Origin of the sequence: Pontitalea aquivivens, assembly GCF_046507575.1 — a bacterium.
In the GTDB taxonomy this organism is placed as follows: domain Bacteria; phylum Pseudomonadota; class Alphaproteobacteria; order Rhodobacterales; family Rhodobacteraceae; genus Pontitalea; species Pontitalea aquivivens.
Map to the genome: position 1 here is coordinate 131,272 of NZ_JBKFEY010000005.1, position 18,891 is coordinate 150,162.

The window sequence follows — 18,891 nt, forward strand, 5'->3', positions numbered from 1 at the left end:
CGTCAGATCCTCCGGCCAAGGGTGCGAATGAAGACGTAGGACAGCGCGAAGGTCGCGATCGCCAGGATGTAGGACATCGCGGCACCGCTTCCAAACGACAGGTTGCGGAAGGTTTCGACATAGATGTGCCAGGACAGCACATGCGACGCATCGCCCGGCCCGCCCTCGGTCAGAACAAAGAACAGGTCGAAATGCCGGATCGCCATCATCGTTTCATAGATCATCACCAGCATGAACCCGGGTTTCATCGCGGGCAGCGTCACATGGATGAACCGCTGCCAGACACTGGCCCCATCGACACGCGCGGCATGGTAATGATCGGCCGGGATCGACTTCAGCGACACCAGAAGCAGGATCGCGGCCAACGGCACCTCTTTCCAGACGAAGGCATTGGCGATCAGGAAGATCGTCTTGTCCTGGTCGCCCAGCCAGACCATGTATTTGTCAATGAAATCCAGCTGATACAGCAGCCCGTTCAGCGCCCCATAGCCCGAATCATAGATCCATTTCCACATCAGCGCATTGGCCACATAGGGAATGGCCCAGGGCACAAGGATGATCGTGGACAGGATGCGCCGGCCGCGGAAATCCTGGTTCAGAAGCAGCGCGATCAGCAGCGCAATCACGGCAATCGCACTGACCGACACCAGGCTGAACACCACGGTGCGGCTGACCGAGGTCCAGAACATCTCATTGGTGAAAAGGTCGGTATAATTGTCCAGCCACACAAAAGGTGTGCGGTTGGGCCGGGTCAGCTTGACGCTGAAAAAGCTCAGGTAGAACGAATAGGCGATCGGAAAGACCGCAACGGCCATCAGGACCGTCATCACCGGCGCCAGGAACAGCGCGGCGCTGCGTTCCTCATAGCCCATGCGCCACCAGGGGCGCGTCGCCCGTATCGATACTTCGGCCAAATCAGGTTCCCCCGCACTGCCAGTTGCCGTCTTGCCCCGGGATGGCCGGGGCGCGCGCGGTCACCTGCGCCCGCCCCGGCCCAAGGCGCCTAGTAGCTTTCCTTCAGTTCATTCCACAGCGCGGCGGATTTGCCGATCGCCGCGGCCGCATCGGAATTGCCAAGGATCGCGGATTGCCAGGCCGAGCCGTTGGTCTCATTCCACTCGCCGAACCAGGGGGTGATCACATCCTTTTTCTGCGCCAGCGCCTGCTGCGCCTGGATCATCGAGACATCGCCATAGGAATCATAGGATGCGCGGACGTCGGGATCATCGAACAGGGGCTTCACGCCAAAGCCCGCGCCGATATCCAGGAACAGCAGCTTCTGGAAGGTATAGGCGCCATTGGCCTTGCCGCCGAACCATTCGATCAGTTTCGCGGTGTTCTCGGCGCGGGCCTTGTCCTGCGCGGCCTGCGCGGACATGCCATGAAAGCGCATCCAGCCCACCGTCGCATGGGACCCGTTCTTGCCCATGGGCATCAGCGCCTGGCGCACACGGCCCGCGATCTGCGACTGTTCGGGGTCGTTCATCATCCGCAGCCGGTATTTCGCCACCATGGCAAATGCGTGATTGCCCGAGGCAAACGCCTTCAGCCCCGACAATTCGCCGGTTTCCACACAGGCCGGAGAGATGATCTTGTGCTTCTGCACCGCATCCATGACCCACTGCAGCGCCTCGACCGCGCCTGCCTTGGGGTCTTGCATGATGGCATCGCCATTCTCATCCGTCAGCCGCCCCCCATGCGAAAAGACCAGGGTCGAGATGAACTCGATCAACCAGCTTTCCTGCGCCATGGCCAGCATCATCGGAAATTCCGAAATGCCCTTTTCCTTCATCACCAGCGATTGTTCGACGACTTCGTCCCAGCTGGCCGGCGGCGCATCGAACCCGGCTTGCTTCAGCTTCTCTTCATCATACAGGAAAGCCATGTAATCGGTGTAATAGGTCAGCCCGTATTGACGACCGTTATACACCATCGAGTCGGTGCTGAACTGGTCCGCATCGGCGTTGTATTGCATCAGGCTGTCGAATTCGTCGATCGGCGCGATCCAGCCCGCCTCGGCCCATTCGGGCAGCCAGGAATCGGACACCCACATCGAATCCAGCGGCGCGCCGCCCACGAACTTGGCCACCATGCCCTCGCGGTACTGGGCCCAGGGCGAGTTGCCATAATTGACCGCGATGCCGGTTTCCTTCGTGAACGCGTTCAGATGGCTTTGCACGGTATCGACCGCCGCCGACCAGGTATGCAGGTTCAGCGTCGCGCCAGCTTGCGCCCGCGCCCCCCGCAAGACCCCCGGAAGCATCAGCGCCCCGGCAGCCCCTGCCGAGGTTTTCAGGAAATCACGCCGACCAAGGCCGGCCTTCACGCCTTTGAACATTTTCCGTTCCTTTCTTTATGTGTTCGCCTTGCGAACCACGCGCTGCCGGCAAAGCCCCGGACATGCGCGCGCCCTGTTGTTGTCGGACTTCTGGTGACGTGACGTTAAATACGAATCACTAAGTCGTCAACTGACGACTTATGGTGAAAAGCAGGGGGCAATACTGACCCGGAAAACATCATCGGAAGAAACGCCAGATGCCCGCGCCCGACAGCGTCGGGCACGGGGAAATGCCGGCGTCAGCCGCAGGCCGTGTCAGCCCAGATGCGCCCGATATTCGCCCAGCATCGCCTCAAACCCCGCCAGGAAGGTCCGGATGTGCAGCGCCACAACCCTGTCCTCGCTCAGCACATTGCTGCTTTGGTACAGGTGGCGGCGGATGGCGTAATGCGAAATCGCGCCGTGCAGGGTCCAGCCCATTTCGTGCAGCACGGCCCGGTCCTCGGGAAGGTCCAACGACTTTTCGAACGCGACCTCCCGCATGATGACTTCCAGCAGTTGCGTGATTATCGACGAGATGTAATCCGGCGCCATATTCGCCTCGGCAAGTGAGGCATACATGAAGAATCTCAACCACTTGCGGGTAAGCGTTGTCTGCGTGTAATCCAGATAGAACCGGATCAGACGATCTTCCACCGACCGCGTCCGGTCCTGCAACTCGGCGAACCAAACGGCCTTGAAGGCGCCCAGAATCTCTTGCCGATAGACTTCGGCGACAAGGTCTTCCTTGGTCGGGAAAAAGCGGTAGAGAAGGCGCTGGGAAATCCCGCACTGCTCGGCAAGCTGGCGGGTCTGCGCGGTCAGTCCGTTTTCGGAAAAGAACTCCGACGCAACCTCCAGGATCTGCGCCCGCCGCTCACCATAAGGCATGCGCGCCCCGGGTTTCGCTGCACGGGCCTTGGCCCCACGCCCTTCACTTGCTTCTCGCAACGCTGTCGATTTGGCCCGCACCGCACTCGCATCCCTGACTTGCCGCCCAACCAGAGGGCGTCTTGACCACCTATTACACACCAACGCCACGCGGACCGGAAGGAAATTATTTTTTCGTCAGTTGACGACTTTTTGAAACCGGCGCTACAGTCCCCGTGGCGTGCCAGCATCGTGCAAGGCACAGCGGACCCGATTCAGGAAGAGCACATGATCTACGAAAAGCGCACCTACCGCGTCAGCGCCGGCAAGGCGCCGGAATTTCTCAGGATCTACGAAAGCGAAGGTCTTGGCATCATCACCCGCTACGCCCAGCTTATCGGCTGCTGGGTCAGCGACAGTGGCGTGCTGAACGCGGTCACCTTCATCTGGGCCTATGACGATTACGCCCACAGAACCACACAGCGCGCCAAGCTGGGCGCCGATCCCGAATGGCAGGCCTTTGTCCCCAAGATCCTGCCCTATCTGGAACATCAGGAAAGCGTGTTCCTGCTGCCTGCCGCCTTCTCGCCGCTGAAATGACCCCCGCCGGGGCGGCTCAGGCCGCCGTCCCGGCGCGCGCGGCCTGCGGCTGATAGTTCAGCACCGGCGCCAGCCAGCGTTCCACCTCGGCCAAGGACATCCCCTTGCGGCGGGCATAATCCTCGGCCTGGTCGCGTTCGACCTTGGCGACGCCGAAATAATAGGCGTCGGGATGGCCGATATAAAGGCCCGAGACCGACGACCCCGGCCACATCGCCATGCTTTCGGTCAGCTGCACCCCGGTGGCGGCCTCGGCGTCCAGAAGGCGGAACAGCGTGACCTTTTCGGTATGATCGGGCTGGGCCGGATAGCCCGGCGCGGGGCGAATACCGCGATAAGGTTCGGCGATCAGTTCTGCGGGGTCGAAGGCCTCATCCGGGGCATAGCCCCAGATCTCGCGCCGGACGCGTTCGTGCAGCATTTCCGCCATGGCTTCGGCAAAGCGATCCGCAAGCGCCTTCACCAGGATCGCGGAATAATTGTCATGCGCGCGCTCAAACCGTTCGGCCAGCGCCTGTTCCTCGGGGCCGGCGGTGACCACGAAGCCGCCAACATAATCGCGCGGGCCGCCTTCGGGTGCCACGAAATCGGCCAGCGCCACATTCGGCCGACCCGGCCGCTTGGATGTCTGCTGGCGCAGCGTGTGCAGCGTTTCCAGAACCGTGTCGCGCGCCTCATCCGTGTAAAGCCGGATGTCATCGCCCACCGCCTGCGCGGGCCAGAAGCCCACCACCGCGCGCGGGTTGAACCAGCGTTCGGCGATGATCCGCGCCAACATCGCCTGCGCATCGGCAAACAGGGCGCGCGCGGCCTCACCCTGCGCGGCATCGTCCAGGATGCGCGGATAGACACCCTTCAGCTCCCACGTCTGGAAGAAGGGGGTCCAGTCGATATAGCGGGCGATTTCGGCCAGATCCCAATCGTCGATCACCTGCGTGCCCAGCACGCGCGGGGCAGCCACCTCATAGCCTGACCAGTCGATCTGCAGCGCATTGGCCCGCGCGGCCGCCAGTGGCAGACGCATCTTGGCGGCCTCGTCGCGCAAATGGCGTTCGGCCAGCTGCAGCTGCTCGGCCCGGGTCGTCTCGATAAAGGCCGTCTTCTGGGTCTGGCTCAGCAGCTGGCTGACCACACCCACCGCGCGGCTGGCATCCAGCACATGCACCACCGGCCCGTCATAGCGCGGCGCGATCTTGACCGCCGTATGCACCCGCGATGTCGTCGCCCCGCCGATCAGCAGCGGAATATCGAACCCCTCACGCGCCATTTCAGCGGCCAGGTGGACCATCTCGTCCAGGCTGGGCGTGATCAGGCCCGACAGGCCGATCACATCCACCCCTTCGTCACACGCCACCTGCAAAATCCTCTGCGGCGGCACCATCACGCCCAGATCGATGATTTCATAGTTGTTGCAGGCCAGAACGACACCGACGATGTTCTTGCCGATGTCATGCACATCGCCCTTGACCGTGGCCATCAGCACCTTGCCGGCCGCCTCGCGCCCGCCCTGTTTCTGCGCGTCCATATACGGCAGCAACACGGCAACCGCCTGTTTCATCACCCGTGCCGATTTCACCACCTGCGGCAGGAACATCTTGCCCGCGCCGAACAGATCGCCCACCACGTTCATCCCCGCCATCAGCGGGCCTTCGATCACGTCAAGCGGCTGGGCCGCCGCCAGGCGCGCGGCCTCGGTATCGGCTTCGATGAATTCGGTAATGCCATTGACCAGCGCATGTTCCAGCCGCTTTTCCACCGGCCAGTCGCGCCAGGCCAGATCGCGGACCTTTTCCTCTTTCGCGCCGCCGCGGAAACGTTCGGCGATGTCCAGCAGCCGCTCGGTCGCATCGGGGCGCCGGTTCAGCACCACATCCTCGCAGGCCTCGCGCAGCGCCGGGTCGATCTGGTCATAGACCGCCAGCTGGCCCGCATTGACAATGCCCATGTCCATCCCCGCCTGAATGGCGTGATACAGGAACACGGCATGCATCGCCTCGCGCACGGGTTCGTTGCCGCGGAAGGAAAACGACAGGTTCGACACCCCGCCTGAAACATGCGCATGCGGCAGGTTGGCCCGGATCCAGCGCGTGGCCTCGATGAAATCGACGCCATAGTTGTTGTGTTCCTCGATGCCCGTCGCCACGGCAAAGACATTGGGGTCGAAGATGATATCCTCGGGCGGGAAGCCGATTTCATCCACCAGAATACGATAGGCCCGGGCACAGATTTCCGTCTTGCGCTTGAAGGTATCGGCCTGACCCTGTTCGTCGAACGCCATGACCACCACAGCCGCGCCATAGGCCAGGCACAGCCCCGCCTGATGGCGGAACTGCTCCTCGCCCTCTTTCAGGCTGATCGAATTCACCACCGGCTTGCCCTGCACGCATTTCAGGCCGGCCTCGATCACCTCCCATTTGGAACTGTCGATCATCACCGGCACGCGGGCGATATCGGGTTCGGCCGCCAGCAGGTTCAGGAACTCGACCATCACGGCCCTGGAATCGATCAGACCCTCGTCCATGTTGATGTCGATGATCTGGGCGCCGTTTTCCACCTGATCGCGCGCCACTTCCAGCGCGGCGGCGTAATCGCGGTTGGTGATCAGCTTTCGGAACCGGGCTGACCCGGTAACATTGGTCCGTTCGCCCACATTCACAAAGGGAATATCGGGCGTCAGGGTAAAGGGCTCCAGCCCCGACAGGCGCAGATAACGGCTCATGCGGCACTCTCCTGATCATCGGCGCGCGGGATGGCGCGGGGGGCAAAGGGGGCCACCGCCCCGGCAATGGCGCGGATATGGTCCGGCGTGGTGCCACAGCAGCCGCCGACCACATTGACCAGCCCTTCGCGGGCGAATTCGGCCACCTGGGCGGCGGTCTGTTCGGGGCCTTCGTCGTACTGGCCAAAGGCATTGGGCAGGCCCGCATTGGGATAGGCACAGATCGCGGTATCGGCCACACCCGCCAGTTCCGCCAGATGCGGGCGCATCGCCGCCGCCCCCAGCGCACAGTTCAGCCCCACGGTGAAGGGCCGCGCATGGCGCACCGAATGCCAGAAGGCCGTCGGCGTCTGCCCCGACAGCGTGCGCCCCGAGGCATCGGTGATCGTGCCCGAAATCATCATCGGCATCCGCTCGCCCCGCTCGGCAAAGACCTCGAAACAGGCAAAGATCGCGGCCTTGGCGTTCAGCGTGTCAAAGATCGTCTCGATCAGGATGATATCGGCACCGCCCGCGATCAGGCCGCGGACCTGCTGGCCATAGGCCCGGCGCAGATCGTCAAAGCTGACCGCGCGATAACCCGGGTCGTTCACATCGGGCGACAGCGAGGCGGTCCGGTTCGTCGGCCCCACGGCCCCGGCCACAAAGCGCGGGCGCCCATCCGCCGCGGCGGCGCGGTCCATCGCCTGACGCGCCAGCCGCGCGCCGGCCTCGTTCAGGTCATGCACCGCCGCCTCCATGCCGTAATCGGCCTGGGCGATGGTGGTGGCGGAAAAGGTGTTGGTCTCGACAATATCCGCCCCGGCCATGGCATAGCGGAAATGGATCTCCTCGATCGCCTGCGGCTGCGTCAGCACCAGCAGATCGTTGTTGCCCTTTTGCGGATGGTCGGAATGATGCGCGCAGCCGCCGCCGCATTGGCCCGCGTAATCCTCTTCGCTCAGGCCAAGCGCCTGAATCTGCGTTCCCATCGCCCCGTCCAGAATCAGGATACGGTCCCGCGCAAGGGCTTCCAGTCGCGCGAAGGCGGCCGATCGGGGAAGGGTCAGGCTGTGCATGGCGGACTCCGGGTTCAGGGCGCGTGGCGCTGTTTAAGTCATTCGGCTACTGGCGGCAAATTCATAATCCGCAGCAAGATCATGCATGAAATTCAACTTCACCCGCCCGCATTCCCCACCCCGCCGCGATCATGTGCGTTGACAAGCACGCCCGCATGGCGCGATATGGCACCGTCATCGGTCCTGCAGCCACCAAACACCGGCTGTCGGAGCAATAGGGAATGCGGTGAGGTGTAGCCATCAGGCGCCGAACCCGCAGCTGCCCCCGCAACTGTGAGCGGAGAGTGACGCCGAAAACACCACTGGGGCCCCGGCCCCGGGAAGGTCGGCCGAACGAAGACCCGCGAGCCAGGAGACCTGCCGGTGATGCGAAACAGGGCGCTTGCCCTGTGCCGCTGTCACCGGACGCCGGGGTGTGCGTCTTCCAAAGACCGGATGATCCGGTCCTGGTCCTGACCCCAGTTGTCCTTTCCATGGTGCCACCCCGGTGGCGCATCCGAGAGGAACAGATGTCGTTGAAACCCGTCCTGCTGGCCGCCGTGGCCGCAACCCTTCCCGCCGCCCTGCCGCTGCCCGCGCAGGCCCATTTCCAGCTGATCCATCCCGCAACACCGCTGATTGAGACGCCCGGCGATGTGCCGCTGCGCCTGATCTTCTGGCATCCGTTCGAAAACGGCCAGGTGATGGACATGGCCGCGCCGCGCGCCTTCTACGCCGTCCATCGCGGCGAAAGGATCGATCTGATGGACCGGCTGTCCCCTATCAACTTCACCGGCGCGATGAACCCCGCCGCCGCCTATGCCGCAAGCGTGCCGGTCACCCGCGCGGGCGATTACGTTCTGGTTGTCGAACCCGAACCTTATCTGGAGGCGTCCGAGGATATCTTCATCCAGCAACTGACAAAGGTCTATCTGAACCGCGCGCAGATGCCGACCGACTGGATGGAACCGCAAGGCCTGGCCACCGAAATCCTGCCCTTCAACAAGCCCTACAACCTGATCGCCGGGTCAAGCTTCACCGGCCAGGTCCTGTCCGAAGGCAAGCCGGTGGCCGGGGCCGAAATCGAGATCGAGTTCATGGCCGCCGAACCCGACATGGCCGCCAATGCCGCCAAACCGCCCACCGCCGGGCCGATGCCGGGCGGCAGCCTTGTCGCGATTGCCGATGCCAACGGCATGTTCACCTTTGCCATTCCACGGGCGGGCTGGTGGGGTTTTGCCGCGCTTGGCGCGGGCCCGGTGCGCGAACATCAGGGCAAAGAGCTTAGCCAGGACGCGGTGATCTGGGTCCGCGCCTGGGACATGGAGTAGCGCGGTGCATATCGTCGATGGCGCATTGTCCGGGCCGATCGTCGCGGCGGGCGCGCTGCTTTCGGCCGGGGGCATCGCCCTTGGCCTGCGCGCGATGACGCTGGACCGCATCCCCGCGGCGGGCGTGCTGGCGGCCAGCTTTTTCGTCGCCTCGCTGATCCATGTGCCGGTCGGACCAAGCTCGGTGCATCTCATCCTGAACGGGCTGGCCGGGCTGGTGCTGGGCTGGGCCGCCTTTCCGGCGCTGTTCGTGGGGCTGGTGCTGCAGGCGGTGTTCTTCGGCTTTGGCGGGGTGACGGTGCTGGGCATCAACACGCTGGCGATCGCCCTGCCCGCGGTGCTGATCGGGGCGGCCCTGCGCCCGCTGATCGCAGGCGCGGGCCCGGCGCGGGCGGCGGTTCTGGGCGGTCTGGGTGGTGCGGGGGCGCTGGCGCTGACCGGCGTGGTGATCGCCGCGGCGCTGGCGCTGACCGGGGCGGGCTTCGTGCCTGCGGCCAAACTTGTCCTGGTGGCGCATCTGCCCGTGATGGTGATCGAGGGGCTGCTGACCGCCGCCGCCGTCGGCCTGCTGCAGCGCGTCCGCCCCGATCTGTTCACCGCCCTTGCTACATCATGAGGCCCAAGATGCGTATGAAACCCCTGATTGTGGCACTGCTGATCGGCTTTGCCCCCCTGCCCGCGCTGGCACACAAGGTCATCGCCTCGGTCTATCCCGCAGGCCGCGCCGTCGAGGGCGAGATCGGCTTTTCCAACGGTGCGATGGCGCTGCGCCAGACCGTGCAGGTCACCACCCCCGAGGGTCGCGCCCTTGGCACCGCCCTGACCGATGACACCGGCCTGTTCACCTTCACCCCGGTTGAGCCGGTCGAGCATGTCTTCACCGTCGATCTGGGTGCCGGTCACGTCGCCGAGGCCCGCCTCGCCGCACCCGAGATTGCCCGGCTGCTGGGCAAGGCCCCCGCCGCCGATCCGACCGCGCCGTCCACCACGGGCGCTGTCACAGCCAGCACCGACAGCGACGCGCTGGCCACGATGCTGCGCGATGAATTGCGCCCCCTGCGTCAGGAAATCGCCGCCTACAAGGAAAAGAACGACCTGCAGATGATCCTGGGGGGCATGGGCTATATCGCGGGGCTGTTCGGGCTGGGCTTTTATCTCGCGGCACGGCGGCAACTGGCGGGGGGGCGGGCATGACCTTTTCACCCGCGCCCGTGCTGCCCGCCGCGGCCACCCCGGCGCCCGCCGCCACCGCACCTGTTTCCCCCGCAGGCGCGCTGCTGACCCGGCTGGACCCGCGGCTGCGCGTTGGCGCCGCGCTGGCATTCGCGCTGCTGGCGGCGGCGCTGTCCAGCCTTGCCGCCCTTGGCGCGGCGCTGGCGGCGGCGCTGGCGCTGATGGCGCTGTCGGGCCTGCCGCCGCGCGCGACCTTGCGGCGCATGGCGGCGATGGACGGCTTCATCCTGATCATGCTGATCCTGCTGCCCTTCACCACGCCGGGCACCCCGCTTGCCACCCTGCCCGGCGGTTTCACGGCCAGCCAACAGGGCCTGCATCTGGCGCTGGACATCGCCCTGACGGCCAATGCCGTGATCCTGATGCTGATGGTGCTGGTGGGCACGATGGGCCCCGTCACCCTTGGCCATGCGCTGGCGCGGCTGCGGGTGCCGGCGGGGCTGGTGCATCTGATGCTGTTCACCGTGCGCTATATCGAGGTGCTGCGCGCCGAACAGGCCCGGATGCGCCAGGCGATGAAGGCCCGCGGCTTTCGCCCCCGGACCGATCTGCATACGCTGCGATCGCTGGGCCATCTGGTCGGCATGCTGCTGGTCCGCGCGTTTGAGCGGTCTGAACGCATCCTGCAGGCGATGAAATGCCGCGGCTTTACCGGCCATCTGCCGCTGCTGGATGACATGCGCCTGCGCCGCGCCGATCTGTGTTTCGCGCTGGCCTTCGCCGCGCTGCTGACCGCCCTTACCATTCTGGAACTTGGCCTTGTCCGCATTGCTTGACCTTCACGATATCCATTTCGCCTGGCCCGGCCATGCCCCGGTGCTGGCCGGTGCCTCGCTGCACATCGCGGCGGGGGAACGGGTGGCGCTGGTCGGGCCCAATGGCTGCGGCAAGTCCACCCTGCTGCGCATCGCGCTGGGGCTGTTGCGCCCCGCCGCGGGCCAGATCACCGCTTTCGGCCGCCCCCGCCACACCGAAACCGATTTCCACGAGGTCCGCCGCCGCGCCGGTCTGGTGTTTCAGGACCCCGACGATCAGCTGTTCTGCCCGACCGTACGCGAGGATGTGGCCTTCGGCCCGCTCAACATGGGCAAAAGCCGCGCCGAGACACTGGCCATCGTCGATGCGGTGCTGGACCGGCTGGGGCTGATGCATCTGCGCGACCGCGTCACCCACCACCTGTCAGGGGGCGAAAAGCGGCTGGTGACGCTGGCCACCGTTCTGGCGATGGACCCCGAGGTTCTGATCCTGGATGAGCCGACCAACGCGCTTGACCCCGATAATGAGGCGCGCCTGCTGGCGATCCTGCAATCCCTGCCGCAGGCGATCGTGCTGGTCTGCCACGACGCCGGCTTCCGCGCCCGGCTTGTGGGGCGCGAATGCCACCTGTCGGGGGGCCGGATCGTCCCGGGCTAGGCGCCGCCCGCCCCGATCCGGCGGCGCATCAGATAGATGTCCATCACCCAGCCATGATCCGCACGCAGCGCGGCGCGGGTGGCCACGATGTCGTCCGCCACCTGCGCCAGCGGGCCTGCGCGCAGCACCTCTTCGGGCATGCCGACGCAGGCCCCCCACCAGATGTCAATCCCCTCGGGCGGCAGGGCGCGAAAGGCACAGTCCCCGTCCAGCATCACCACCACCGTATCCGCGCCGGGGGGCCAGCCGCCCTGCCGCAGCTGGCGCCCCGTGGTGATGGCCACTGGCGCGCCAATATCGTTCAGCGGGATCGCATGGGCCGCGCACAGCGCCTGAATCGCGGTGATACCGGGGATGACCCGGGTGCGCAGGGCCATCCGCCCCGCCAGCCGGTCCGCGATGCGCAGGGTGGAATCGTAAAGCGACGGGTCCCCCCAGACCAGCAGCGCCACCCGTCCGCCCCGGTCGCCAAGCGCGGCATGCATCTGGCGCTCCCATGCGTCGGCGATGGCGTCATGCCAGTCATCCACCCCCGCGCGATAGGACGGGTTGGCCGCATCGCGCACCGGCAGGGCGAATTCCACCACCTGCGTGTCGGGATTGCCCAGATGCTGCGCGCAGATCGCCCGGCGCAGGCCCGCCAGATCGGATTTGTCCGCCCCCTTCAGCGGGATCAGGATCAGATCGGCGGCATTCATCGCCCGCACCGCCTGCCCCGTCACATGGTCGGGATTGCCGGTGCCGATGCCGATCAGGGTCAGCTCGATCATCTATCCCTCCGCCAGCGGGCCATACAGGATCAGCGCCGGATGTTCCGACCGTTCCGCCGCCAGATCGGCGGCCAGCGCCGCCACCGTGGTCCGGGTCAGCGCCTGTTCAGGATGACCCACCGCCTCGGCCAGAAGCGCGGGCGTTCCGGCAGGCAGTCCCGCCTGCATCAACCCCTGCGCCAGGCGCGGAAAGGTGCGCTTGCCCATGAACACCACCGTGGTCGCCCCCGGATCGGCCAGCGCCGCCCAGTTCAGCGACTCGGGCAGATCGCCGGTCACATCGGCGCCGGTCACGAACTGCACCCGCCGCGCCGTCAGCCGCCGGGTCAGCGGGATCCCCGCCGCCGCCGCCGCCGCGCAGGCCGACGGCACGCCCGGCACCACCTCATAATCAATGCCCGCCGCCCGCAGCGCCACCAGTTCCTCCTCCAGCCGGCCAAACAGCCCGGCATCGCCCGATTTCAGCCGCACCACCCGCGCGCCGGTCTGCGCATGGTCCACCAGCAGCCGGTTCACATGGTCCTGCCGCGCCGAGGGCCGCCCCGCCCGCTTGCCCACCGCGACCAGATCGGCCCCCGGCCGGGCATGGCCCAGCACCGGCCCCGAGGACAGATCGTCGAACAGCACCACATCTGCACGCGCCAGCCGGTCCACGGCCTTCAGCGTCAAAAGCTCGGGGTCGCCCGGACCCGAGGAAACGAAAGAGACAAAACCGCTCATGCGCTGGCCTCTGCAATCAGATGAAAGAATGTGCCGCTGACCTGCCCGCCGCCCGGCAGGGCGCGGATCGACCCGGTTTCGGGCACCGCCGCGCCGGTGGCATCCAGAACCCCGGCCAGGGGCGCATCGGGCTGGGCGGTGATGGTGGCATAGTGAAACTCATGCCCGCGCAGGCGCGCGCCGGGGGCAAAACCGGGCAGCGGCGCGACCAGCCGCGCCAGCCGATAGCCCAGATGCATCCGGCGCCGCGCGAACGAACTTTCCAGCCCCAGCAACCCGGCCATCTGGTGGCGCCCCCCCTGCGCATCCACCAGCCCCGCGCCAAGCGCCATATAGCCGCCGCATTCGCCGTGCACCGGCCGCGTCGCCGCAAAGGCCCCCAGCCCTGCGCGGAACCGATGCGCCGCCGCCAGCCGCCCGCCATGCAGTTCGGGGTAGCCGCCGGGCAACCAGCAGCAATCGGCGCTGTCATCGGGCGCCTCATCGCCCAGCGGCGAAAACGGCAGGATCGTCGCGCCCGCCGCGCGCCAGCCCGCGATCAGATGCGGATAGACGAAGGAAAAGGCCGCGTCGCGCGCCAGTGCGATCCGCATGCCCGGCGGCGGCGCGGGGGGTACAACAGGCACATCCGCCCGCGCGGGCCCCGCCGCGGCAACCGCGATGAACGCATCCAGATCGCAATGCGCGGCCACGATCCGCCCCGCCTCGGCCATGATCGCCGCAAGGCCCGCGGTCTCCTCGGCCTGCACCAGGCCCAGATGGCGCTCGGGCAGCTCGATGCCCGCCGCGCGGGGCAACGCGCCCAGCACCGCGATCCCGGCCTCGGCAAAGCCCGCGCGGCACAGCGCCTCATGCCGGGGCGAGGCGACCTTGTTCAGCACCACGCCCGCAACCCGCACACCCGCGCGGAACCGGCCCAGACCCTGCGCCACCGCCGCCGCGGTCTGCGCCTGCCCGGACGTGTCGATCACCAGAACCACCGGCCAGCCCATCAGCGCCGCGATGTCGGCGCTGGCCCCGGTCCCGGTTTCCCCCGGCTGCGCCACCCCGTCGAACAATCCCATCGAACCTTCGGCCACGATCAGATCGGTCGGCGCCTTGGCCGCACCCGCCACCAGCCCCGCGATCTGCGCCGGACGCATCGCCCAGCCATCCAGATTGACCGAGACCCGCCCCGCCGCCGCCGCATGAAAGCCGGGATCGATGTAATCGGGCCCGCATTTGAAGGGCTGCACCGCCCCCCCCCGCGCCCGCAGCGCCGCCAAAAGGCCCAGCGTCAGCGTGGTCTTGCCCGCGCCCGAGGCCGGGGCCGAAATCACCAGACCGGGGATCGGCGCGCTCATGCCTCACCCGTGCCGGGAAAGCGCGGATGCGTGCCCACGGGGCGATAACGACGGTCGTAATCGCCCGCGTAAAGCCGGCTTTCGTCGAAATCCTCGGCCCCGATGGATCGGCCCACAAGGATCAGCGCGGTGCGCTCCATCTCGGCGCCGACGGCGGTTTCCAGCGTGCCCAGCGTGGCGCGCACCACCCGCTCATCGGGCCAGCTGGCGCGCCAGACCACCGCCACCGGGCAATCCGCGCCGTAATGCGGCGTCAGATCGGCCACCACCTTGTCCAGCACATGCACCGACAGATGGATCGCCAGCACCGCCCCGGTCGCGGCGAAATTGGCCAGCGTCTCGCCCTCGGGCATGGCGCTGGCCCGGCCCGAGGTCCGCGTCAGCACCACCGATTGCGCCACCCCCGGCAGGGTCAGTTCCGCCCCCAGCGTCGCGGCGGCGGCGGCAAAAGACGGCACCCCCGGCGTGACGTCATAGGGAATGTTCAGCGCGCGCAACCGGCGCAGCTGTTCGCCCATCGCCGACCAGACCGACAGGTCGCCCGAATGCAACCGCGCCACATCCTGCCCCTGCGCATGCGCCTGGGCCATTTCCGCGATGATCTGGTCCAGGCTCAGCGGCGCGGTATTGACGATCCGCGCCCCGGGCGGGCAATGCGCCAGCAGCGCCGCGGGCACCAGGCTGCCAGCATAAAGGCAGACCGGACAGGCCGCGATCAGGTCGCGCCCGCGCAGGGTGATCAGATCCGCCGCCCCCGGCCCCGCGCCGATGAAATGCACCGTCATGGCTTTGTTCCCCTTGCCTCTGCTTCGGCCACGGCCACCGTGACCCCGCCCACCACCAGCCGCGCCACCACCAGCCGCGCGCCCGGACCCGCCGCCACAAGCGCCGCCGCCTCGGCCACCGATCCGGTGGCATACAGCGCCCGGACCCGCGCCGATTGCGTCGGCGTCTGCACCCCCGCGACCGGCACGCCCACCACCCGGCGCGCGGGAAAGGCCGCCGCCAGCGCCACCACCCGTTGCGGTATCGTGGCCAGATGGTCAACCCCGCCCTGCGCCTCGACCGCCGCCAGCGCGCGCGAAAGCGCCGCCGCCGGGGTGCCAGGGCGAAATCCGATGCCCGCCACCCTCATCGCACCACGGCCCATTGCACCACCGGGCGCAGGGGGGCCCAGCCGCGCATCCGGCCAAGCGCATCCGCCTGCGCCAGTTCGATCCGCAGCAGGCTGCCGCCATGGCGCGCCTGCAACCCGGCCAGCAATGCCTCGGTTTCCAGCGTCACGCCATTGGCGACCAGCCGCGTGCCCGGGGCCAGCCGATCCCACAACGCCGCGAACAGCGCCGCCGACCCGCCGCCGCCCACAAAGACCGCATCGGGCGCGGGCAGACCTTCCAGCACCCCGGGCGCGCGCCCTTCGACCGCGCTCATCCGTGCCACCAGCCCGAAGGCAGCGATATTGGCGCGGATATTGGCAAGGCGGTCGGCGCGCGGCTCGATCGTCACCGCGCGCCCGCCCGCCCGGCACCATTCCACCGAGACCGAGCCCGACCCGCCGCCAATATCCCAAAGCAACTCGCCCCGCCGGGGCGCCAGCGCCGCCAGCGTCAGCGCGCGCACCGGGGCCTTGGTGATCTGCCCGTCATGGGCGAATTCCGCCTCGGCCAGGCCTGGCACCTGCGGCAGGCCCGCACCCCGCGCCAGATCCGCCCCGTCCAGCGCCACCGCAACGGGCGCGGCGATCGCATCCAGGCCGAAGCCATCGGCGCGGGTCACGCGCACCCGTTCCTGCGGTCCGCCCAGCCGTTCCAGCACCGCCATCCGCACCGCGCCAAGGCCCTGCCCCACCAGCCAATCGGCCAGCGCGCCCGGCGCCTGCCCGTCGCGCAGCGTGGCAATCACCCGCGCACCGCGCCCCAGAACACCGCGCAGACCCGCATAGGGCGCCGCGTGCAGGCCCAGGCACCACACCTCTTCCAGCCGCCAGCCCAGCCGCGCGGCGGCCAGCGAAAACACCCCCGGCGCGGGCAGCGCGCGCCATTCCCCCGGCGCCAGCGCCGCCGCCAGCGACCCGCCCGCGCCAAACCAGAACGGATCGCCCGAGGCCAGCACCACCACCCGCCGCCCCCGCAGCGCCAGCACCGGGGCAATGTCGAACGGCACCGGCCAGGCCCGCCCCCGCGCGCCCGCCCCCACCAGCGCCAGATGACGCGGCCCGCCAAAGATCACCTCGGCCCCGGCAATCGCGGCACGGCTTGCATCCGACAGCCCTTCGGGGCCATCTTCGCCCAGACCCACCACCACCAGCCACGGATCAGCCATGACGCGCATCCTTCTTCTGGGCGGCACGACCGAGGCCAGCCGCCTGGCCGCCGAACTGGCCCGCGCGCGCCTGCCTGCGGTCTTTTCCTATGCCGGGCGCACCGGCGCGCCGGTCGCGCAACCGCTGCCCACCCGTGTCGGGGGCTTTGGCGGCGTGGCGGGGCTGGCGGCCTTTTTGCGCGATCAGGCGATCAGCCATGTGATCGACGCCACCCATCCCTTCGCCGCGGGTATCAGCGGCAATGCCATCGCCGCCTGCGCCGAAACCGGCACGCCGCTGCTGGCCCTCGAACGCACGCCCTGGACCGCAGGCCCGGGCGACCGCTGGACCGCTGTTCCCGACATCGCCGCCGCTGTCGCCGCCCTGCCCGACAGCCCGGCGCGGGTGTTTCTGGCGATCGGCAAGCAGAACCTTGCCCCCTTCGCGGCCAAACCGCAGCATCACTACCTGCTGCGCCTGGTCGATCCGCCCGAAGGCCCGCTGCCCCTGCCCGACGCCCGCGCGGTCATCGCCCGCGGCCCCTTTGATGCGGCCGGCGACACCGCCCTGCTGCGTGCCCATGCCATCACCCATGTCGTCGCCAAGAATGCCGGTGGCACGGGCGCCGCGGCCAAGCTGACCGCCGCCCGCACCCTTGGCCTGGCCGTGATCCTGATCGACCGGCCCGCCCTGCCGGCGCGGGAAACCGCCGCCAGCGTGGCGCAGGTGATGGACTGGCTGGCCCGTCATGGCATCGTCGCCGGGCTTGCCCCCGAGCGCGGCGTATAGACCCAGCGCCCGACCCGCCGGGTCGCGGAATTTCCTACGATCACCACGGTGCGCATGTCGGCCATCTCGGGGCGGGCCTCGGCCAGGGTGACGACGCGCAGCGCCTCATCGGGGGTGCTGACGGCGCGGGCAAAGATGATCAGCCGGTCGGGGCCACATTCCTCGCGCAGCAGCTCCAGCACGCGGGCGAACTGATACGGGCGCGCCCTGGACCGGGGGTTATAGAATGCCATGGCGAAATCGCCCCGCGCGGCATGGCGCAGCCGGTGTTCGACCATCTCAAAGGGTTTCAGGTTGTCGCTCAGGTTGATCGCGCAGAAATCATGGCCCAGCGGCGCCCCCGCCCGCGCCGCCGCCGCCAGCATCGCGGTGATGCCGGGCAGGATGCGGATCTCGGGATGGGCGGCGTCGGGCAAATCCTCCAGCGCCTCGAACAGGGCCGAGGCCATGGCAAACACCCCCGGATCGCCCGAAGACACGATCACCACCCGCCGCCCCGCCGCCGCCATGGCCAGCGCGGCGCGTGCACGATCCAGTTCCACCCGGTTGTCGGACGGGTGCAGCACCAGCCCAGGGCGCGGCGCGATCCGGGCGACATAGGGGATATAGCCCACCACATCGGTCGCCTGTGCCAGCGCGGCGCTGACCTCGGGGGTAACCAGCGCCTCATCCCCGGGGCCCAGCCCCGCGACGGCGATCCAGCCGGTCATTCCGCGGCCTCGGCCAGTTCGGGGCGCCGGCCCTGGCCATGCACCAGAACGATCGCGAAATAGGGGCAGTCGTGGTCCTCGACCTCGGTCAGGCGCGCGATGCGCTGGCCCGGCATCGTGCCACGTTCGACCAGCCAGGCCGCGTCCAGCCGCCCGGCCCGCGCCAGCGCGCGGCGCACCTTGGGCAGGTTGCGCCCGGTCTTCATCACCACCAGCGCATCGGCGCCGCGCATATGCGCCACCAGATCCGCTTCGGGCAGGGTGCCCATAAGCACACTCAGCACATCATCACCCCAGGTGATCGGCGTGCCCGTGGCATTCCAGCAGCCGGTCATGCCGGTGATGCCCGGGATCACATCCATCGCGACCCGATCCTTAAGCCGCGTGTAAAGATGCATGAAGGAACCGTAGAAAAACGGGTCCCCCTCGCACAGCACCACCACCTCGTGATCGCGGGCGAGCGTTTCCAGCCGCGCCGCCCAGTCATCGTAGAACCCAGCCAGCAGGCGGTTGTATTCGGGGCTGTCAAAGGGGATTTCCGTGGTGACGGGATATTCCATCGGATATTCCACCACATCCGCCGCCAGCATCCCATCCACGATGCGGCGCGCCTGACCCTGGCGCCCCTTCTTGCGGAAATAGGCGACATGGCCCGCCCCGCGAATGGCGCGATCCGCCCGGACCGCGATCAGATCGGGGTCGCCCGGCCCAAGGCCCGCGCAGATGATCCGGCCCAT

General features: G+C 67.7%; 20 protein-coding genes and 1 riboswitch. Of the genes, 7 read left to right on the forward strand and 13 right to left on the reverse strand.

The genetic code is table 11. The annotated features are described in order from the left end of the window. Nucleotides 1–2: 2 nt before the first annotated feature. The 3 genes from ACK8OU_RS09085 to ACK8OU_RS09095 all read right to left on the reverse strand — a co-directional run bounded on the left by ACK8OU_RS09085 (nt 3) and on the right by ACK8OU_RS09095 (nt 3,208). Nucleotides 3–914 (reverse strand): carbohydrate ABC transporter permease, encoded by a 912-nt coding sequence (locus ACK8OU_RS09085; protein ID WP_410303058.1) that lies wholly within the window; start codon nt 912–914, stop codon nt 3–5. Nucleotides 915–1,003: 89 nt separating this feature from the next. Next, a complete protein-coding gene (locus ACK8OU_RS09090; protein ID WP_410303059.1) occupies nt 1,004–2,338 on the reverse strand; it encodes a substrate-binding domain-containing protein in 1,335 nt (444 codons plus the stop codon). 255 nt (nt 2,339–2,593) lie between these two features. After that, nucleotides 2,594–3,208, reverse strand: coding sequence for a TetR/AcrR family transcriptional regulator (locus ACK8OU_RS09095; RefSeq protein ID WP_410303060.1), 615 nt, complete (start codon nt 3,206–3,208; stop codon nt 2,594–2,596). A gap of 267 nt (nt 3,209–3,475) precedes the next feature. On the opposite strand from ACK8OU_RS09095, the gene ACK8OU_RS09100 reads away from it, so the two are divergent. Further along, on the forward strand, nt 3,476–3,787 hold the full coding sequence (locus tag ACK8OU_RS09100; RefSeq protein ID WP_410303061.1) for an NIPSNAP family protein: 312 nt from the start codon (nt 3,476–3,478) through the stop codon (nt 3,785–3,787). Between the two features lie 16 nt (nt 3,788–3,803). Here the strand turns inward: ACK8OU_RS09100 and metH are convergent, their stop codons facing one another. Both metH and ACK8OU_RS09110 read right to left on the reverse strand, forming a co-directional pair. Then, the gene (metH, locus tag ACK8OU_RS09105) at nt 3,804–6,506 is read right to left on the reverse strand and encodes a methionine synthase (protein ID WP_410303062.1); all 2,703 of its coding nucleotides are present in this window, start codon (nt 6,504–6,506) and stop codon (nt 3,804–3,806) included. Then, nucleotides 6,503–7,564: a homocysteine S-methyltransferase family protein gene (locus ACK8OU_RS09110; RefSeq protein ID WP_410303063.1), complete on the reverse strand. Its 1,062-nt coding sequence runs from the start codon at nt 7,562–7,564 to the stop codon at nt 6,503–6,505. Before ACK8OU_RS09110 ends, metH begins: the two co-directional genes overlap by 4 nt. A gap of 161 nt (nt 7,565–7,725) precedes the next feature. Beyond that, nucleotides 7,726–7,943: riboswitch (cobalamin riboswitch) on the forward strand. A gap of 130 nt (nt 7,944–8,073) precedes the next feature. Here ACK8OU_RS09110 and ACK8OU_RS09115 point away from each other — a divergent pair. From ACK8OU_RS09115 to ACK8OU_RS09135, 5 genes are read left to right on the forward strand one after another with little or no spacing between them, the layout of a single operon-like run. Then, nucleotides 8,074–8,874 (forward strand): DUF4198 domain-containing protein, encoded by an 801-nt coding sequence (locus ACK8OU_RS09115; RefSeq protein ID WP_410303064.1) that lies wholly within the window; start codon nt 8,074–8,076, stop codon nt 8,872–8,874. A gap of 4 nt (nt 8,875–8,878) precedes the next feature. Continuing rightward, nucleotides 8,879–9,490, forward strand: coding sequence for a cobalt transporter CbiM (gene cbiM, locus ACK8OU_RS09120; RefSeq protein WP_410303065.1), 612 nt, complete (start codon nt 8,879–8,881; stop codon nt 9,488–9,490). An 8-nt stretch (nt 9,491–9,498) separates the two neighbouring features. Then, the gene (locus ACK8OU_RS09125; protein ID WP_410303066.1) at nt 9,499–10,068 is read left to right on the forward strand and encodes a cobalt ABC transporter permease; all 570 of its coding nucleotides are present in this window, start codon (nt 9,499–9,501) and stop codon (nt 10,066–10,068) included. Further along, nucleotides 10,065–10,883, forward strand: coding sequence for a cobalt ECF transporter T component CbiQ (cbiQ, locus tag ACK8OU_RS09130; protein WP_410303067.1), 819 nt, complete (start codon nt 10,065–10,067; stop codon nt 10,881–10,883). The genes ACK8OU_RS09125 and cbiQ overlap by 4 nt, the downstream gene beginning before the upstream one ends. Beyond that, nucleotides 10,867–11,520: an energy-coupling factor ABC transporter ATP-binding protein gene (locus ACK8OU_RS09135; protein WP_410303068.1), complete on the forward strand. Its 654-nt coding sequence runs from the start codon at nt 10,867–10,869 to the stop codon at nt 11,518–11,520. Before cbiQ ends, ACK8OU_RS09135 begins: the two co-directional genes overlap by 17 nt. Here ACK8OU_RS09135 and cobF read toward each other — a convergent pair. From cobF to cbiE, 6 genes are read right to left on the reverse strand one after another with little or no spacing between them, the layout of a single operon-like run. Beyond that, the gene (cobF, locus tag ACK8OU_RS09140) at nt 11,517–12,290 is read right to left on the reverse strand and encodes a precorrin-6A synthase (deacetylating) (RefSeq protein WP_410303069.1); all 774 of its coding nucleotides are present in this window, start codon (nt 12,288–12,290) and stop codon (nt 11,517–11,519) included. The genes ACK8OU_RS09135 and cobF overlap by 4 nt on opposite strands. Then, nucleotides 12,291–13,010, reverse strand: coding sequence for a uroporphyrinogen-III C-methyltransferase (gene cobA / locus ACK8OU_RS09145; RefSeq protein WP_410303070.1), 720 nt, complete (start codon nt 13,008–13,010; stop codon nt 12,291–12,293). Continuing rightward, nucleotides 13,007–14,353: a cobyrinate a,c-diamide synthase gene (locus tag ACK8OU_RS09150; RefSeq protein WP_410303071.1), complete on the reverse strand. Its 1,347-nt coding sequence runs from the start codon at nt 14,351–14,353 to the stop codon at nt 13,007–13,009. Before ACK8OU_RS09150 ends, cobA begins: the two co-directional genes overlap by 4 nt. Further along, nucleotides 14,350–15,138 carry a precorrin-4 C(11)-methyltransferase gene (gene cobM, locus ACK8OU_RS09155; RefSeq protein WP_410303072.1) on the reverse strand — a complete coding sequence of 263 codons (789 nt, stop codon included), beginning with the start codon at nt 15,136–15,138 and terminating at the stop codon, nt 14,350–14,352. The genes ACK8OU_RS09150 and cobM overlap by 4 nt, the downstream gene beginning before the upstream one ends. After that, entirely contained in the window at nt 15,135–15,488 is a 354-nt protein-coding gene (locus tag ACK8OU_RS09160) for a cobalamin biosynthesis protein (protein WP_410303073.1), read from the reverse strand. Before ACK8OU_RS09160 ends, cobM begins: the two co-directional genes overlap by 4 nt. Further along, complete coding sequence (gene cbiE, locus ACK8OU_RS09165; protein ID WP_410303074.1) at nt 15,485–16,675, reverse strand: precorrin-6y C5,15-methyltransferase (decarboxylating) subunit CbiE; 1,191 nt, start codon at nt 16,673–16,675, stop codon at nt 15,485–15,487. The genes ACK8OU_RS09160 and cbiE overlap by 4 nt, the downstream gene beginning before the upstream one ends. Between cbiE and ACK8OU_RS09170 the strand changes: the two genes are divergently transcribed. Continuing rightward, nucleotides 16,674–17,444 (forward strand): cobalt-precorrin-6A reductase, encoded by a 771-nt coding sequence (locus ACK8OU_RS09170; RefSeq protein WP_410303075.1) that lies wholly within the window; start codon nt 16,674–16,676, stop codon nt 17,442–17,444. The two genes, cbiE and ACK8OU_RS09170, sit on opposite strands and share 2 nt — an antisense overlap. Here ACK8OU_RS09170 and cobJ read toward each other — a convergent pair. Then, complete coding sequence (cobJ, locus tag ACK8OU_RS09175; RefSeq protein WP_410303076.1) at nt 17,402–18,154, reverse strand: precorrin-3B C(17)-methyltransferase; 753 nt, start codon at nt 18,152–18,154, stop codon at nt 17,402–17,404. The two genes, ACK8OU_RS09170 and cobJ, sit on opposite strands and share 43 nt — an antisense overlap. Then, nucleotides 18,151–18,891, reverse strand: coding sequence for a precorrin-2 C(20)-methyltransferase (locus ACK8OU_RS09180; RefSeq protein ID WP_410303077.1), 741 nt, complete (start codon nt 18,889–18,891; stop codon nt 18,151–18,153). The genes cobJ and ACK8OU_RS09180 overlap by 4 nt, the downstream gene beginning before the upstream one ends.

Excerpts from the sequence above, each read along its gene's own strand:
- ACK8OU_RS09170 (WP_410303075.1), top strand. The coding sequence starts at position 16,674 with ATGACGCGCATCCTTCTTCTGGGCGGCACGACCGAGGCCAGCCGCCTG.
- ACK8OU_RS09115 (WP_410303064.1), top strand. The coding sequence starts at position 8,074 with ATGTCGTTGAAACCCGTCCTGCTGGCCGCCGTGGCCGCAACCCTTCCC.
- ACK8OU_RS09180 (WP_410303077.1), bottom strand. The coding sequence starts at position 18,891 with ATGGGCCGGATCATCTGCGCGGGCCTTGGGCCGGGCGACCCCGATCTG.
- ACK8OU_RS09090 (WP_410303059.1), bottom strand. The coding sequence starts at position 2,338 with ATGTTCAAAGGCGTGAAGGCCGGCCTTGGTCGGCGTGATTTCCTGAAA.
- cobA (WP_410303070.1), bottom strand. The coding sequence starts at position 13,010 with ATGAGCGGTTTTGTCTCTTTCGTTTCCTCGGGTCCGGGCGACCCCGAG.
- ACK8OU_RS09150 (WP_410303071.1), bottom strand. The coding sequence starts at position 14,353 with ATGAGCGCGCCGATCCCCGGTCTGGTGATTTCGGCCCCGGCCTCGGGC.
- ACK8OU_RS09125 (WP_410303066.1), top strand. The coding sequence starts at position 9,499 with ATGCGTATGAAACCCCTGATTGTGGCACTGCTGATCGGCTTTGCCCCC.
- cobF (WP_410303069.1), bottom strand. The coding sequence starts at position 12,290 with ATGATCGAGCTGACCCTGATCGGCATCGGCACCGGCAATCCCGACCAT.
- metH (WP_410303062.1), bottom strand. The coding sequence starts at position 6,506 with ATGAGCCGTTATCTGCGCCTGTCGGGGCTGGAGCCCTTTACCCTGACG.
- ACK8OU_RS09160 (WP_410303073.1), bottom strand. The coding sequence starts at position 15,488 with ATGAGGGTGGCGGGCATCGGATTTCGCCCTGGCACCCCGGCGGCGGCG.
- cobM (WP_410303072.1), bottom strand. The coding sequence starts at position 15,138 with ATGACGGTGCATTTCATCGGCGCGGGGCCGGGGGCGGCGGATCTGATC.
- cbiE (WP_410303074.1), bottom strand. The coding sequence starts at position 16,675 with ATGGCTGATCCGTGGCTGGTGGTGGTGGGTCTGGGCGAAGATGGCCCC.
- cbiQ (WP_410303067.1), top strand. The coding sequence starts at position 10,065 with ATGACCTTTTCACCCGCGCCCGTGCTGCCCGCCGCGGCCACCCCGGCG.
- ACK8OU_RS09110 (WP_410303063.1), bottom strand. The coding sequence starts at position 7,564 with ATGCACAGCCTGACCCTTCCCCGATCGGCCGCCTTCGCGCGACTGGAA.
- ACK8OU_RS09095 (WP_410303060.1), bottom strand. The coding sequence starts at position 3,208 with ATGCCTTATGGTGAGCGGCGGGCGCAGATCCTGGAGGTTGCGTCGGAG.
- cobJ (WP_410303076.1), bottom strand. The coding sequence starts at position 18,154 with ATGACCGGCTGGATCGCCGTCGCGGGGCTGGGCCCCGGGGATGAGGCG.
- ACK8OU_RS09100 (WP_410303061.1), top strand. The coding sequence starts at position 3,476 with ATGATCTACGAAAAGCGCACCTACCGCGTCAGCGCCGGCAAGGCGCCG.